Origin of the sequence: Streptomyces sp. NPDC059668, from assembly GCF_042734135.1 — a bacterium.
In the GTDB taxonomy this organism is placed as follows: Bacteria; Actinomycetota; Actinomycetes; order Streptomycetales; family Streptomycetaceae; genus Streptomyces.
Genome location: NZ_JBHWEL010000008.1, coordinates 131,101 through 146,484 on the forward strand (window position 1 = coordinate 131,101; position 15,384 = coordinate 146,484).

Consider the following 15,384-nt stretch of genomic DNA (forward strand, 5'->3'; position numbering starts at 1 on the left):
GCCCCTCCGCCCGCGGCTCCGGGGGGGGGGGGGGCCCACCCCGCCCCCCCCCCCACCCCCCCCCCTGTTCCACCATCGCCGTCCCGGCACACGGGTACGGCACGCGCATCCGGCGGCCATCCGGCGGACGCGTCCGGACGGTGCGGCAAGAAGGCGCGGCGGGGAGCGTCACGAGCGCCGCTACCCGGTGACGGTCCCGAAGCGGATGTCGTACGACCCGTCGCCGGACATCACCCGGAGCATCCGCTCCGCCTCCCCCACCACCTCCTCCCGTCGCCCCTTCGTGAGCGTGCCGAAGGGCTCTACGGTGAGGACGTTCCCGTCCTGCCGCCACAGCCCCGCCAGGAATCCGTCGACGAGCAGGGTGCGGTACGCCTGGTTGCCCGCCCAGGTACGCCCCTTGAGGCCGGCGGGCACCACCCGGGAACGGTCGGCGTGCGCGAGGAGCAGGTTGTCGAACTCGGGCAGGAAACGCGGCGGGGCCGGGGTGTCCGGGTCGGGGCGGGGCGCGTCCGGAAGGTCGAAGAGTTCGACCCCCTTCTCGTCGCGGAAGGTGACCAGCCGTGGCCGCAGCCGCTCGAACGCCTCCCGGAGCCGGGTCAGCCCCGCCCAGGTCTGCATGTCCTTGACGGAGGCGGGCCCGAAGGCGGCCAGGTAGCGCAGCACGGTGGCGTCGGGGGCGGGCGCGGGCTCGGCGGGGCGGCCGAGCCAGTGCTCGGCCGTGGTCAGCGCGACCTGCCCGCTGTGGCCCCACAGTCCGCGCGGGGTGACCTGGACGAGCGGCAGCCCGCAGCGCGCGGCGACCGAGAGCGCGAACGGGTCGGCGTCCGGCCACCGGGCGAGCAGCGCCTCCCGCAGTTGCTTCATGGTGCGCGGCTCGGCCTCCACCAGCTCACGGGCGATCACGGCGAGCCGCTCCAGGTCCACGCCCACGAGCCCCTTGCGGAAGGCGTTGAGTTCCCGGTCCCGGGCCGGCTGCACGAGCGGGCGCACCGAGAGCGCGTCGGCGGCGGTGTGCGTGTGGATGGTGGAGCGGAGGGTGACGATGCGGACGACGGCCCGGTCCGCCATGGCCGTCGACAGATCCTCGGGACGGAACCCTTCGAGGCGGGCGGCGAGGGCGTAGTACGGCGGCTTCACGTTCTGCGCCTGGAGGCCGACGAGGTGACCGACCGCCTCCGTGGCGGTGAGAGCGGCGGACCGGCGCAGCAGGTGCTGGCGCTCCAGGGTCGCGCGGTTGAGAGCCCGGGGGCCGAGCACGGGCACGGCGGACGTGGCCTCGCCGGCGCGCGCCGTCACCGACGCCTTCGCGGGCGCGTTCCCCCGCGCCTGCGTCCGCGGCTGTGCCTGTGGCTGCGCCTGCGTCTGTGGCTGCGCGTCCGTACGCTCGGCGGCGCCGTGCGCCTCGGTGCCGCGCCTCTCCGGGGAGCCCGCCGTCGTGCCGTTCGTCCTCGTCATGCCCCGCACGTTAACGGGGCTCGCGGACACCCTCCGTCCTCGATGACCGGCCAAGCTGTGCCCGGTCGGTACGCCCGCCCCCTTCCCGTGACATTTGACCCGTATATCCTGCTCGGTGATCACACACACGTACGGACCCGCATGGGAGGCAGCCGCAATGTCCGAGCGACGCCCCCGCCCGGCCGCCAGGAACGGCAAGAAGTCCGTCTGGCGGCGCGCCCTCAACGCGCCGGACGCGCCCCCCGTCGCACCCCCGGCGCCCCGCCCCGACCCGCCGGCGACGGAACCCTCCGACACCGGCAGCGTCGTGCAGGCCGCCCTGTACCGCGACGGCGTACGCGTCTCCACGCCCGCGTCCCTCGCCGACACCTTCCGGGAACTGCGCGACCAGCCGGACGGCATGGCGTGGATCGGCCTGGCCCGTCCCACGGAGGCCGAACTCCTCTCCCTGGCGGCCGAGTTCGACCTGCACCCGCTTGCCGTCGAGGACGCCATGGAGGCCCACCAGCGGCCGAAACTGGAGCGCTACGGCGAAACGCTCTTCGTCGTGCTGCGCGCCGCGCGCTACCTGGACGCGCTGGAGGAGGTCGACTTCGGCGAACTGCACGTGTTCGTGGGACCCGACTTCCTGATCACCGTCCGGCACGGTGCGGCGCCGGACCTCTCCGCGGTGCGGCGCCGGATGGAGGACACCACGGAGCTGCTGAAGCTCGGCCCGGAGGCCGTCCTCTACGCGATCCTCGACTCCGTGGTCGACGGGTACGTCCCCGTCGTCTCCGGTGTCCAGAACGACATCGACGAGATCGAGACCGAGGTCTTCCGCGGCGACCCCGCGGTCTCCCGCCGCATCTACGAACTCTCCCGCGAGATGGTCGAGTTCCAGCGGGCCACCCGCCCGCTGGTGGGCATGCTGCACGCCCTGATGGCCGGTTTCGCCAAGTACGGCACCGACGAGGAACTGCAGCGCTACCTCCGCGACGTCGCCGACCACGTCACCCACACCAGCGAACGCGTCGACGGCTTCCGCCAGGCCCTCGCCGACATCCTCACCGTCAACGCGACCCTGGTCACCCAGCAGCAGAACGCCGAGATGCGCGCCCTGGCCGAGGCCGGCTTCGAACAGAACGAGGAGATCAAGAAGATCTCCTCGTGGGCAGCCATCCTGTTCGCCCCGACGCTGGTCGGGACGATCTACGGGATGAACTTCCGGCACATGCCGGAGTTGCACTGGGTGCTCGGATACCCCTTCGCCATCGTCCTGATGGCGGTCGTCTGCACCAGTCTGTACGTCATCTTCAAGCGGCGGGACTGGCTCTGAATAATCAGGCCCACGAGCGAGTGCTACCGATTCGAACCGCTGAGAAACCACGTCCTGGCCGCTCTCGGGGGGATAGGGAGGCTCCCCAAAGAATGAGACGCGCTCCACGTCGCCGGAAACTCCCCACCACAGGCCGAATAGTCTTGTCGCACCTTCAGCAACAGCATCAACGGCGAACACCGGTCCCGATGACCGGAGTCCAAGCCGATGCGGGGATCGTGAGAGCGTGTTGGGGGATGACCTCGGTGAGCACGATGCAGACCGATTAGCACAATCACCGGCCGCACTGGGCGAGCCAGGCCACAAGATCGTAGGTACCGCCCGCGGAGTCGCCGCGGATGAGGGTCCGCCGCCCCCGCCACTATTCCCCGGGCAGTTGGGCGAGGGCAAGACGGGTGTTCGTGATGTGGCCGGCGACGGTGTTCGAATCTGCCCTCCCGGGGCGGAATAGAACGGTGACCAGTTCACCGGTCCCGCCCAGCCCATCGTGGACCATCTTCATCTCAGCGGGTGGTGATCGTAGGTCCCTTTCCCAGGTCGAGGTGGGCGCCGATCAAGATTCCGTCCAGGTCCACGGTCCCCGCCCACCGGTGTCCGGAGCTCGGCGTTCTACCAACTTCCACATATACGGCCGGACTTCAGACAGGGCGTTGCGGATCGCGATCAGTGCTTCTCATCGGATCCAGCAAGCATGTCGATCAGAGAAGAAGTCAAGGGGGCGGAGGCACTGCTCCGAACACCGCCGGCTCGGCCCAGTAGTGCATATCGGCGACGCAGTCCCCGCCGAGCAGACCGCCAACGCAAGATCCATGTGTGTCCTACCCGGGTAGTGAACGGCCCGTGGATTGCGGCAAAGGGCGAGTGCTGCTGATGTGATGCGGTCAAGGCCGGTCTTGCGGGCCGCTTCGACCAGTAGAACGGAACCGGTCTGCGAGACCACGAAACAGCCGTCATCCCGCACCCGCATCTCGCCGACCACGTCCAGGACCAGTTGCCAGTTCTCGGCATGCGCAAATCCGCCGCGATACAGCACCGATCGCGAAGGACCACCCTGGCGGAATCGGCCTACGACGAAGCCGGCTCCCAGCTGCTGGGGAGGAACAGGCGCCAGACGATCGCTGCCGAGGCGGTGACCGAGGGCAGGTGCCGAGACACGCCCGCCTGGCAGGTGATCACCTTGCCGGCGGTGCCGGTGCCCTGCCGCAACACACAAGCCGACGCGTCACCATCCACGAGAAAGCCCGCGCCAATGATGATCAGAGCAATAAGTTTGATCGCCGCGGCCGCCTTCCATGCGAGGCGGGCACGCACATGCGCCGAATCTCACGGGATGGCAGTGATGAAGTGGCCCACGGGCCTGCAGTCGCCGCCCTCCCCGGCCAGCCAGCCATGGGCTCGAACGATTTCACCTGCCTCCCCAGCAGATACACCAGGCCCCGCCGACGCTGATCCGCCCGGGCGAACGGCCCGAACACATCAGCCGCCGACATTCCGAAGGATTTTGGGCCTCATCCAACTCTCCGCGTGCCGCAGACCGGGCAACAACACAGCCCCCTCAACCGGACACGCCACCAGCAAATGAACCTGACCATGCACAACCAGAGGTTTGTTGACCTGCGACTTTCGATCAAATCCCCTCTGTATCACCACCTGTACCACACACTGCTGATTGTCTCTCCCGTCACAGGTTGTGAGCTGCTGGTGAAGGCATGGGTGCTGGCTGGCTGCGAGCCGCCTGCTGTTTCGGCGTCACCCCGCCTTTCATCCCTACCGTCCACATCTACGATCGCGAAACGTCAGATCCCCACGCAGCACCGCGAGTTCAACCTCAGTGGTAGGATGTCGGCGCATTGGGTAGCCCTGTGCAAGGGCGGCTTGGCATGACCAAGTGCCTGTACGGACTGTACGGCAAGACTCGCATTTTCTTGGGAGGCTTGAGCGTGGGGGATTTATCAGTGCAGGCGGTTTGGAGTGCACAGCCAGACCTTAAAGGTCATTTATCTCCCGTAACATCGGTAGCCCTGTGCCCTGTCAGTGGTGATGTCCTGACGGCTTCTTACGATGGCTACGTGATCCGGTGGGATTCAGCAATCCAGATAATCCGCTGGACTGTCCGCTTCCCCGATCTAGTCAACAGCATCTCGGTCAACACGAACGGCGCCCTGGTGGCCGCAGCGTGCGCGGATGGCTTCGCCTACGTATTGGACGCCGTGAGCGGATTTGAGCGGTTCCGTCTTGGTAGCCACCGAGACGACGTCAACGATGTGGCCTGGAACCCGAGTCACGACAAACTTGCGGTTGTTTGCGACGCCGGCGAGCCAGGGATAAGCATCTGGGACATCGGACAGCCGACTCCGTCTCGAGTTATTGTCGAGGGGCACCAGCACGGCGTGTTTTCGGTCTCGTACTCACCCAGTGGCGAGCGCTACGCGACAGCATCCGAGGATGGAACGGTTCGCGTCTGGCGAGACCGAGAGGAGATCGGAAAACTCCCTCATGGGGGCGATGTAGAAACGGTTGCTTGGTCGCCGACGGACATGCTGCTCGCAACCGGCTGTGACGACGGCGCACTTCGCCTGTGGAACACGGACACACTTGAGCTAGCACATGAACTCCGCGACTCGGCCGCATCGGTACGCCGCGTGGCATTCTCCTTGGATGGGTCGCTCGTGCTCGCAGGTTGCTACGACGGGAAGTTACGTGTCTACGACACTGGCAACGGTGAGATGGTCGGCGAGCATAGCCAGGCACTCCAGTGGGAGCGAGCGGCCGTCTTTGACCAAGACGGTGCTGTAGTTGTGGGCTCCTTCGGAGCTCGCCCCACTCGGACTGCAGACGCTCGAGTAGCGAGCGCACCTCCGCCAGCGACCTGGGGCATAAACGCCCTTTGTTCTTCGCGTCGGGGCATCTACTTCGCAACTGACTGTGGGTATGTCGGCGATCTCGACGGAGCCATACAAAATGTTGCCGACACCATGATCTGCGATATCTCCGGAACCGTCAACGGTGACCTTCTCGTCCGAACGACTGACTATCTCGGTCGAGTGATTGACGTGACCGAGGACGCGTCGCACGTTGCTTGGACTGTGGGGGGAGGACCTGCCAACACCCTTACCGAGACTCCCACAGGAACAGTGGTCGTTGGCAGCTATGACGGTCACCTCAGCCATTGGACTCCTAATGGGATTCTCCTCGGCCGAGCGCCCGCCCATCACGGACCGATCAAGAAGGTTGCCTGGTCCGAACAGTTGAAAGCCGTTGTGGTCGGTTCGTCGGACGACACAGTCAGCATCTGGTCCGTCGAAGACGAAATCAAGATCATCAACCGGCTGAAAACTGAAAACCTCGCACTGGTCAACGATGTGCATCCACTCCTGACTGCCCAAGCAATAGCACTAGCCTCCCGCGACCGGATGCTGCGCATCTGGTACCCCAAGGATGGGACTGTCACAACATTCCCGATCGTGCACTCTAAGTCGGTCAAGGCAATAACTGGCACTCCAGATGACTCACTCATTGTTACAAGCAGCTACGACGGTAGTCTCTGCTTCTGGCGACTCGACGGAAATCAGCAGCTAGACTCCTACCGCCAAGTCTTTCACCACGGCAAACCGGGTGTTCCAGCACTAGCCGTTCATGGAACTCGTTTGTTCAGCGGTGGCTGGAACGGCACGATAGCAGAATGGGACTTCGGCGGAAACTTGATACGCACATACGAACCCAGGGAATGGCACCAATGAGCAGTGCGACGAGAGTGCTCGTGATGACCACTAGCAGGTCACTGGAATCGCGATCGAGAACCGCTGGGCTCCTGGCATCGCGACACCTGGGAAAAAGAGAAATCGATGTCGATTACTTCGACGCCCGGAATCTATCTTATGAACTAGACGACGACGAGCTTCAAACGCTCAGAGGTCGGTTCGCGGCAGCCGATGGCCTTCTCTTGTGCTTCCCAATTCATGATTGGGGCGCCTGTCCATTCACGCGACAGATTCTCATCAAGGCGTTCAGTGAAGAGTTGCATCCTTTCCGCCCTACCGGGTTGATCGCTGGCGGCGGCGGCCCGCGGTCATTCTTGGCCTATGCCGATCTGGCACTCATGCTCACAGCGGAATCCAATGCGACTATTGTTGGGGCCGCGGTACATGCTGCGGGGGAGTTGGTCGACCCCGCGACTGGCGACATTGATCCAGGGTTGGCCGGGCGTATCGAGGCCCTCGCTGAAGCACTGGCACGATTGGCTAGAAGATAACTCATGGTCACAGCAGTAGAATCTTTCTGTGAAATTTATGTTCGCGACTTGGGATTGAACATCCAGTGGTTCGTGACAGAACTTGGATTTCACTGTGAACGCTCAGAGCGCGATTTCGCAGAGCTAACGGCAGGGGCGACCCGGCTGCTGCTAAATTCACAGGCAGTGGCTGAGTTCGAACCAGCCAACCCGATTCATAAGATCGCCCAGAACGCGCCACGCGGCGCTGGAGTCGAGATCGGCATCTATGTGGACGACCTCGATCAGGCGTACGCCGCAATTGTGAACAATGACGCTTTCGAGATCGCTGGACCGCCGAAGGCGGTCCCCTGGGGAGGGCGCGACTTCCGGATGGTCCATCCGGATGGCTTTTACATCAGGATTGCCGGGGTGTGACATGGGATCTCCTGCAAATGTCGTGATCCATGAGGCGGCCAGAGCACTCGCCCTGCTCGACCTGTCAGTCGCCCATGAAACTCATGGCACGTTTGCAGAATGGATCAATAATCGAAAATTGCCTAGTAGCGCACGACAAAAGCTACTGGGCACCTTCGGAAACATCGGAATCCTTGACGTTGAAGGTATCGAGCCTGTTTTAACCGAGTCGGCGAGAGAACAGTTGTGGGGGACATCCGTGCGCTCGAAGCGCGCCATGGCTCGTCACGAGTGGTTCCAGCAGAAGCTCTGGATCGAGGTCGACAGCGCACTGCGCGGTTTGGCAATCCCACTACAGCAAGATCACACGCTTGCGAACGACGAAGAACGACTATCAACCCTGCTGGCTGCCATGAGCCATGCAGACATTGGATTGAGCGCTTCGCTGGCAACACTGCCATGGCCCACCGGAACTCAGCTCTGGGACATCGCCGGCGGAAGCGGACATCTATCGATCGGAATAGCAAGAAATTTCGACCCGATGGAGTTCGAGGTTGTCGTAATTGACCACCCCGCAGCGGCCGATGCGGTACGGAGCGAGGTGTCTAAGCATCGGGGCGGAAGCGTCAGGTGCAAATTCATTGCGTCCGACGTATTGGCCGAGATGTCCTCCAGCCTTCCGGGCTTGGATCCGCCGAACGGCGTATTTCTCTTCAGTAGATGCCTACACAACTTCAGCCCGGGAGCCCAGGACGAGTTGCTGTGGGCGGCATGGCGTGCTTCTGAGGCGTCGCTGCGAATCATGGTGGTCAACCCATCCTGGGACTGGGACGTGGCGACGGGTGGTGTATGGAATCCTGGCGTAGCGATATTCGGCTTCTACATGGCGGTAAATGCAGTCGGTGGCGGCGTTCCTCGTCGTTCGGTACTTGCGGAGCGACTTGGACGTCTCGGCACCGTTGTTCGTGATCAATTGACCGATACTCTCGATTTGTTCTCCATTGGCGCGAGTCCAAAGTCGCTCGAGGGGTGGGAGGTCGACCACAACCATCGTAAGAGTATGGACTTCCCAGCCACCGCCGAGGACGATCTCGAAAGGATATTCGACGCCTTCGTTCCGGCGGCACTCTTAACGACAATCTCTGACTGGAAACTTGATGAGTTTACTTCGATGCCTCGAACTCTAGGACAGTTGGAGAAGTATCTCGGTCTTCCTACCGCAGTCGCCGAGAGTGTAATGGGGGGTATTGTCGCACTCGGGTGGTGCCGGCGAGATGAACATGGAAGATTTCTGTGGACGATCGCTCGTTTAACCGTCGATGATCGGGTACTCCTCAGTCGCTTTCGAAACGCGTGGCGCATGCTCGCGGCAGACGTGCCAAATTCCATGTCTAGTAGTTCAGCGAGAGAAATCATGATGTTTCTATGAAGAGCTGGCTGGCCCTACGCGACGCTACTGAGGCGCAGGCTAAAGCCTGCGGTGGCAAGGTATTCAACACGTGGCGATTGATCCGTCTGCTCGCTAGATCCTCGTGCAACGTCTCGGTGCCCGAATCGGCCATAATTCCCAACCTCGCCGAGTCAGCACGTCAGCCGGAGGCGGCACTCATTCCGGCAGCGTACCCGCTGATCTTCCGATCCAGTTCGGTACTAGAGGACGCCGGTGATTCCAGCTTCTCTGGGCTTCTCACATCGACCCCAGTGTTCGGGGAGGAATCAGTTCCAACGACGCTGTCGACAATGGCGGAAGAAGCGGCGGCCCTAGAAGCGTATCCCGCTTCTGCTCTAGTTCAACCTCTGATCTCGGTCCATACCGGATTCGTTGTGGGAATTGTCGGAAACGGGTCGTCTCCGAAGACAGCTCGCGTCGAGCACGCAGTTGGGGAAGTTCCCGTGGAATCGTCGCCCGACGGTTGGCTGATGTTCAAGATGGGTATTGAGGACGGATCCCCTGTATGGGAGCTGGACGACGAGTCTACGAGCCTGACGGGTCCCGTTGACCTCGTTGGTATTGCGCAGGAGTTGCTGCTGCTCGCTTCTCTCGACTGGGATGAGAAACTCGCCGAGACCTGGTACATGGAATTGGAAGCCGGAACAGACGGGATTGGCAGGCTCTGGTGCTTCCAAGTCCGCTTTGATCTTCGCACTACTCCGACATGGGCAGATCGTCCTCTCCGGGTCAAGGAGTTCGGAACTGATCGAAACTTTCCGCCTCCTGTGTCAAATTTGACGGCATCACTACTCGGCCCCGTGTTGAGCAACCAGTTCAAGGCACCGATTGTCCTGGATGAGAGGTCACGGACGTTGGTTTGTCGCTCAACCAGCGTGCCACCGGCTGCATTTCGCGAGCAGTGCATTAAGGCTGTCCGCAATTTTGGAACCCTTGACGTAACATCGCTGGTCGACCATCTGGACTCTCTCAATAGCCTGTGGCGCAGGGTTCGGGAGTCATGGGTGTCGTCTCTCGATGACGAGAGCGTTTCGGGTGCCCTGGATCGCCTGCGCATGACGGAGGCATACGTGGAAGGCTACTTCAGCACCTCCTGGTTCCGCTGTGGTGTCGGCACTGAGATTATTTGCGCACCCCAACTTGAAGCCATTGAACTGGCGGCTCTTGATACCGGCTACCGCTCAAGACTTGCGTTGGAGCTGCGGGACGCCACCTATGACGAACTCCTACGGCTGACCGGTGATCTCCCCCATCTATCAGTTCTTCTGTTTGGGAGCGATGCCGTCGGCGAGGATCGATTGGTCCACAGCTTGAGTCTGACACCAGCCGAGCAAGCGCGTCTACTCGGAAGATTCTTCGATCGTGACATGCTAATTGACGCGGATACGCTGGTCAGCATCCTTCGTCCGTATCGGTCCGACTCCAAACTTCTCGAATCAATGACCGTTGCACTATGGGCGCAGGACTTCGACAACCAGATCAAAGACGCAGCTTATCTAGTCGCGTACAATGCAATCGACCGTATCGCATCGCATCTGGCTATTGACCGGTCACTGCTCCATTTTCTGAGTGTGGACGAAATCGCGGCAGCGTGTACGGACTCAGCGCGAGCAAGTCAGGCCAATCTACTGGCCGGGCTTCGATCGGCTACTGTCGAAGTTCTAGACAGCGGGGCACTGAACGAAGCAGCGATCGAGGCGCCAATTCAACTGTCACGAATTAGTCAACCGATTGCATGCGACGAAGTGCTTGAATTCGTTCTGGCTGATTCATTTGAAGATATCTGCGATGATTCGGATTCCCTTCGAGGACGCCGGGTCTACGTGATCTCGGCATTGTCGCCGACAGAAGCCCTGCACCTTCCTCCGGTCAGGGGTATATGGTTGTTTGAGTTGGGAGAGATGTCCCACGCCTCACATCTTCTACGTGTGCGTGAGGATATCGGCTTCATAGTACTTGGCAGACGGCAACCAATGGAGAAGATGCTCGGTACGTACTCCTGCAAGGTTGTCGACTCGGCATTGGTACGCACCAGTGCGAGCGGTCCGGCTGATGCCTAGGAGGGTGAATTCGGGAAGTGCGGCAACGCCACTCACTACGATCTCTATTGAGACGGGCGCTCACCGCTTATTGATTGATATCAAGCGGGAGGACATGGGGGAATTCGGTTCCATCAAGGGTCGTGTTGCCGCTGCACTCGTAGCCGACGGACTTCAGAAGAATCCAGGTGCCCGCCACTTCGTGGAGTCAAGTTCGGGAAATCTCGCAGTTGCAATGGCACGAATCTGCTCCGGCATGGGGCTGCGCTTCACGGCAGTCGTTGACCCTCGAACGCCCAAGGCGCTCGTTTCCGAAATCCTGGGCTCTGGCGGGGCAATAGAAATGGTTGACTGCATAGATTCAGAGGGGAACTACCTCAGTGAGAGGATTCGGCTAGCATCGAAGATTGGTGCCGACCAAGGCGCGTGGTGGCCCAATCAGTATGAGAATTTTACTAATCCACTGACACATTTCACGACGCTCGCTCCAGAAGTGTTTGAGCCGGCCCGTGGTCCTGTTGCAGCGGTATTCGTCGCGGTCTCAACAGGCGGAACCGCACGTGGGATCTACGACTATTCGCGCATCCATTCGCCAAGAACACGCGTTGTCGCAGTCGACGTTGAGGGATCGAGAGCGCTGGGTGCTGAAGCGGGGCCACGCATGGTTACCGGTATTGGCTCGACGCGGGAGAGCACGTTCCTGCGAGGCTTAACCGGTATCGAGCGCGTCTGGGTAACTGAGGAGGAGGCAGTTTCTGAGATGGTTCAGTTCAATCTTGACGCAGGCATTGCCCTAGGCGTGTCTGCAGGGGCCTTACTAAGGGCAGCAATCAACCAATCTTTCGAGCTTTCGGGTACCGGCGGCCGCATCGTGTGCGTGGCAGCCGATGGCGGCACTCCATACACCGAGCTGCACGGGGCTTTCGATAGCCGCCGATTGGGACCACGTCGGTACTCATTGATCTGGGATGGCCGTGCGCATCCTAACTGAAAGAGAGCGTGTAATATCGGACGGATTTAGCCCGCAACTAGGGTCGGGGGTTTACAGTGTTCTCCGTTGTCGATATCGCCACGTGCCGTCTAACGACGAAATGGGGTGATGCCGCTTGCGACGTATTCCGCTTCCAGAGCGGGAGAGAGCAATTAACGCTGAGATTTGGCGATGGATTGTCCACCGTAGCGGACGGAGTTTTGACACGGATCCAGTCAGAATGCCTGACCGGGGAGGTGCTGGGGTCGATGCATTGCGATTGCGGCGGCCAACTCGCACAGGCACTAAAGACCATTTCACTATCGAATGATGGTGGGATTTTGATCTATTTGCGAGGTCATGAAGGGCGCGGAATTGGCATCTTTGACAAGATCCGCGCTTACGAACGTCAGACAGGCCTGGGCGAAGACACTGTCGACGCGAACGTCAATCTGGGACTTCCCATTGATGCCCGTAATTACTATGAGGCGATTTCGATATTGAGGTATTACGGTGTCGTGTCAGTTCGTCTCATGACCAACAACCCGCTTAAAGTCATGGCCCTGGAAGGGGGCGGGATCACAGTATCTGAGCGGGTACCGCATTCCGCGAGCGTTGATCATCCTATTGCGGAGCGGTACTTGGAGACAAAGCGAAGCCGCATGGGGCATAACTGACCCCCCCCCTGCGTTCCATACGCAGATGAGCCTGTAGACGTCGCGGGGTCATGACACCCGTGATCGCTGCGGTCCCGCAAGGCCGGGCGCCGCACAGGAGCGGAACAGGATGATCAGCTCCGGGCGCCGAGCGGGTCAACGACCACTTAGTGCCCTGAACGACACCGAAAGAGTCATCTTCTCAATTCAGAGACGGACACGACCACATCACCGCAGGTCAGCAGGACCCAGCAGACTTCAAGAAGATCTCCTCGTGGGCGGCCATCCTGTTCGCCCCGACGCTGGTCGGGACGATCTACGGGATGAACTTCCGGCACATGCCGGAGTTGCACTGGGTGCTCGGATACCCCTTCGCCATCGTCCTGATGGCGGTCGTCTGCACCAGTCTGTACGTCATCTTCAAGCGGCGGGACTGGCTCTGAGCGGTCACGGTGAGGGCCACCACCGCGAGAGGGCACAGTCCCGATCGTGGCCGCCCGGCCTGGACGCTCTGATCAGAACGCCCTCACGGTCACCGAGATGTTCCACGGCATCAGGTCTGTTCACCCCCGGTCGGCGGACGGTGAGGAGATGCACCGTGGAGCGCGGGACCTGCCCGCTCCGCGCCGTCGCGCTCGGCCCGGTGGGGCACGGGCGCCGTTTCGCGGCTCAGCGCTCCCGGCCACCACGCGCGGCGGCCGATGTCGCGGACGAGCGCGGGGACCAGCAGGGAGCGCACCACCAGGGTGTCGAGCAGGACGCCGAACGCGACGATGAAGGCGATCTGGACCAGGAAGGCCAGCGGGATGACGCCGAGGGCCGCGAAGGTCGCGGCGAGGACGACGCCCGCCGAGGTGATCACCCCGCCGGTGGCGACGAGCCCGCGCAGCATCCCTTGGCGCACTCCGTACCGCAGTGACTCCTCACGGACCCGGGACATCAGGAAGATGTTGTAGTCGACACCGAGGGCGACGAGGAAGACGAAGCCGTACAGCGGCACGGACGCGTCGGTGCCGGTGAAGCCGAGGACGTGCCGGAACACGAGCGACGAAATGCCCAGTGTGGCGGCGAAGTTGAGCGCCACCGTGGCCACCAGCAGCAACGGCATCAGGACCGAGCGCAGCAGGCCCGCCAGGATGACCAGGATGATGGCGAGGACCACGGGGACGATGAGGGTGCGGTCGCGTTCGGCGGTCTGCCGGGTGTCGTACTGCTGGGCCGTGTAACCGCCCACGAGCGCGTCGGCGTCCGGGACGGCGTGGACGGCGTCGCGCAGCCGGGCGACGGTGTCCTTGGCCGTGTCGCTGTCGGCGGCGGCCCGCAGGGTGACGTCGACGCGTACCCGGCCGTCGACGATCTTGGGGTCTCCCCCGCCGGGCCGTCCGGACTCCGTCACCGCGGCGGCCGAGGCGACGCCGTCCGTGGCGCGCGCCGCGGTGATCACCTGGGTGACCCGGCCGGCGTCGGCGAGAATCACGGCGGGGTTCCCGGAGCCGCCGGGGAAGTGCTCCGAGAGGGTCTGCTGGGCGGCGACGGAGGGGGCGTCGTCGACGAAGATCTCGTCGAGGGGGACGCCCTTCGCGGTGAGGGTGGGGGCGAAGGCCGCGCAGGCGAGGAGGCCCGCGAGGGCGATCGCCCAGACCTTGCGGGGTGTGCGGTCCACCAGGTCGGCGACCCGGCGCCAGACTCCACCGCGGGCCCCGGCGCCCCCGGTCGGGCGGGGGCGGGCCGGCCAGTAGGCGGCACGGCCGAGGAGGACCAGGACGGCCGGCAGGAAGGTGAGCGTGCTCAGTACGGCGCAGACGACGCCGATGGCGCCGACCGGTCCGAGCGCCCGGTTGTTCGTCAGGTCGCTGAGCAGCAGGGCGAGCAGACCGAGGGCGACGGTCCCGGCACTCGCGACGACCGCGCCCCAGGACTGCCGCAGCGCCGCCCGGACGGCGGTGAACCGGTCGTCGTGCAGGGCGAGTTCCTCACGGAAGCGGGCGGTGAACAGGAGCGCGTAGTCGGTGGCCGCGCCGATCACGAGGATGGAGAGGATGCCCTGCACCTGGCCGTCCACCCGGACGACGTCGTGGTCGGCGAGGACGTAGACGACGGAGCAGGCCAGGCCGAGCGCGAACACCGCGCCGAGGATGATGACGAAGGGCAGCAGCACGCTGCGGTACACGAGCAGCAGGATGACCAGGACGGTCGCGAGGGCCACGCCGAGCAGGAGGCCGTCGATGCCGGCGAAGGCGTCGGTGAGATCGGCCCGGCCGGCGGCGGGCCCGGCGATGCGTGCCGTCGTTCCGGGGACGCGGTCGGCGGCGGTCCGGACGCGGTCGAGGGTGTCGGGCAGCTTGTCGCCGAGATCGGGCCGGAGCTGGACGACACCTTCCAGTGCCTTGCCGTCGCCCGACGGCAGAGCGGGAGAGGCCTGGCCGACGACGCCGGGTGTACCGGCGAGGGAGGCCAGGGCGCGGGTCGCCGCCGTCCGGCGCGCCCCCTGCACCGAGCCCTCGCCGTCCACGGTCCACACGACGATCGCGGGCAGGGTCTCTTCCTGCTGGAAGGCGCGCTGCTCGGAGACCACCTCGGTGGACTCGGCGCTGCGCGGCAGGAAGGCGGCCTGGTCGTTGGTGGCGACCTCACCGAGCCTGCCGGCGTAGGGGCCGAGGGTCCCCCCGATGCCGAGCCAGGCGACGAGCAGGACGACGGGGATCAGCCACAGGGCCCGTCGTGGGGTGATGGACATCGCTCTCCAGGTGTCACGGCGGCAAGGCGTTCGACGCACGGGTGTCCAGATATCTCAATGAAAAACAATCTCGATCATTGAGTTATCTGGTGGCCGGATCGTAGACCACGGGGATGTTTCCGGGGACGG

Annotated in this window: 11 protein-coding genes and 1 pseudogene; 9 read left to right on the forward strand and 3 right to left on the reverse strand. The window is 63.2% G+C overall.

All coding sequences use genetic code 11. From position 1 onward, the window contains the following. Positions 1 to 180: 180 nt before the first annotated feature. Positions 181 to 1,458, reverse strand: a complete 1,278-nt coding sequence (locus ACFV2J_RS09315) for a winged helix DNA-binding domain-containing protein (protein WP_385097808.1) — start codon at positions 1,456 to 1,458, stop codon at positions 181 to 183. Positions 1,459 to 1,615: 157 nt separating this feature from the next. Here ACFV2J_RS09315 and ACFV2J_RS09320 point away from each other — a divergent pair, with 157 nt between their 5' ends. Next, positions 1,616 to 2,776 (forward strand): magnesium and cobalt transport protein CorA, encoded by a 1,161-nt coding sequence (locus ACFV2J_RS09320; protein ID WP_385437934.1) that lies wholly within the window; start codon positions 1,616 to 1,618, stop codon positions 2,774 to 2,776. 1,065 nt (positions 2,777 to 3,841) lie between these two features. Here ACFV2J_RS09320 and ACFV2J_RS09325 read toward each other — a convergent pair. Beyond that, positions 3,842 to 4,087, reverse strand: coding sequence for a transposase (locus ACFV2J_RS09325; protein WP_385087661.1), 246 nt, complete (start codon positions 4,085 to 4,087; stop codon positions 3,842 to 3,844). A 569-nt stretch (positions 4,088 to 4,656) separates the two neighbouring features. On the opposite strand from ACFV2J_RS09325, the gene ACFV2J_RS09330 reads away from it, so the two are divergent. The 8 genes and pseudogenes from ACFV2J_RS09330 to ACFV2J_RS09365 all read left to right on the forward strand — a co-directional run. Next, a complete protein-coding gene (locus tag ACFV2J_RS09330; protein WP_385087663.1) occupies positions 4,657 to 6,516 on the forward strand; it encodes a WD40 repeat domain-containing protein in 1,860 nt (619 codons plus the stop codon). 23 nt (positions 6,517 to 6,539) lie between these two features. Further along, positions 6,540 to 7,028, forward strand: a complete 489-nt coding sequence (locus ACFV2J_RS09335; RefSeq protein ID WP_385087665.1) for an NADPH-dependent FMN reductase — start codon at positions 6,540 to 6,542, stop codon at positions 7,026 to 7,028. Positions 7,029 to 7,031: 3 nt separating this feature from the next. Then, complete coding sequence (locus ACFV2J_RS09340; protein WP_385087666.1) at positions 7,032 to 7,424, forward strand: VOC family protein; 393 nt, start codon at positions 7,032 to 7,034, stop codon at positions 7,422 to 7,424. A 1-nt stretch (position 7,425) separates the two neighbouring features. Next, positions 7,426 to 8,832, forward strand: coding sequence for a hypothetical protein (locus ACFV2J_RS09345; protein ID WP_385087668.1), 1,407 nt, complete (start codon positions 7,426 to 7,428; stop codon positions 8,830 to 8,832). Then, positions 8,829 to 10,913 (forward strand): hypothetical protein, encoded by a 2,085-nt coding sequence (locus ACFV2J_RS09350; protein ID WP_385087670.1) that lies wholly within the window; start codon positions 8,829 to 8,831, stop codon positions 10,911 to 10,913. The genes ACFV2J_RS09345 and ACFV2J_RS09350 overlap by 4 nt, the downstream gene beginning before the upstream one ends. A 4-nt stretch (positions 10,914 to 10,917) precedes the next feature. Beyond that, positions 10,918 to 11,883 (forward strand): pyridoxal-phosphate dependent enzyme, encoded by a 966-nt coding sequence (locus ACFV2J_RS09355; protein WP_385437939.1) that lies wholly within the window; start codon positions 10,918 to 10,920, stop codon positions 11,881 to 11,883. A 56-nt stretch (positions 11,884 to 11,939) separates the two neighbouring features. Next, positions 11,940 to 12,539 (forward strand): GTP cyclohydrolase II, encoded by a 600-nt coding sequence (locus tag ACFV2J_RS09360; protein WP_385087672.1) that lies wholly within the window; start codon positions 11,940 to 11,942, stop codon positions 12,537 to 12,539. 236 nt (positions 12,540 to 12,775) lie between these two features. After that, positions 12,776 to 12,961, forward strand: a pseudogene (locus ACFV2J_RS09365) (CorA family divalent cation transporter); the annotation flags it as partial. A gap of 110 nt (positions 12,962 to 13,071) precedes the next feature. On the opposite strand, the gene ACFV2J_RS09370 reads toward ACFV2J_RS09365, so the two are convergent. After that, positions 13,072 to 15,255, reverse strand: a complete 2,184-nt coding sequence (locus ACFV2J_RS09370; RefSeq protein ID WP_385087673.1) for an MMPL family transporter — start codon at positions 15,253 to 15,255, stop codon at positions 13,072 to 13,074. Between the last annotated feature and the right edge of the window lie 129 nt (positions 15,256 to 15,384).

Excerpts from the sequence above, each read along its gene's own strand:
- ACFV2J_RS09315 (WP_385097808.1), bottom strand. The coding sequence starts at position 1,458 with ATGACGAGGACGAACGGCACGACGGCGGGCTCCCCGGAGAGGCGCGGC.
- ACFV2J_RS09320 (WP_385437934.1), top strand. The coding sequence starts at position 1,616 with ATGTCCGAGCGACGCCCCCGCCCGGCCGCCAGGAACGGCAAGAAGTCC.
- ACFV2J_RS09330 (WP_385087663.1), top strand. The coding sequence starts at position 4,657 with ATGACCAAGTGCCTGTACGGACTGTACGGCAAGACTCGCATTTTCTTG.
- ACFV2J_RS09335 (WP_385087665.1), top strand. The coding sequence starts at position 6,540 with ATGACCACTAGCAGGTCACTGGAATCGCGATCGAGAACCGCTGGGCTC.
- ACFV2J_RS09340 (WP_385087666.1), top strand. The coding sequence starts at position 7,032 with ATGGTCACAGCAGTAGAATCTTTCTGTGAAATTTATGTTCGCGACTTG.
- ACFV2J_RS09345 (WP_385087668.1), top strand. The coding sequence starts at position 7,426 with ATGGGATCTCCTGCAAATGTCGTGATCCATGAGGCGGCCAGAGCACTC.
- ACFV2J_RS09350 (WP_385087670.1), top strand. The coding sequence starts at position 8,829 with ATGAAGAGCTGGCTGGCCCTACGCGACGCTACTGAGGCGCAGGCTAAA.
- ACFV2J_RS09370 (WP_385087673.1), bottom strand. The coding sequence starts at position 15,255 with ATGTCCATCACCCCACGACGGGCCCTGTGGCTGATCCCCGTCGTCCTG.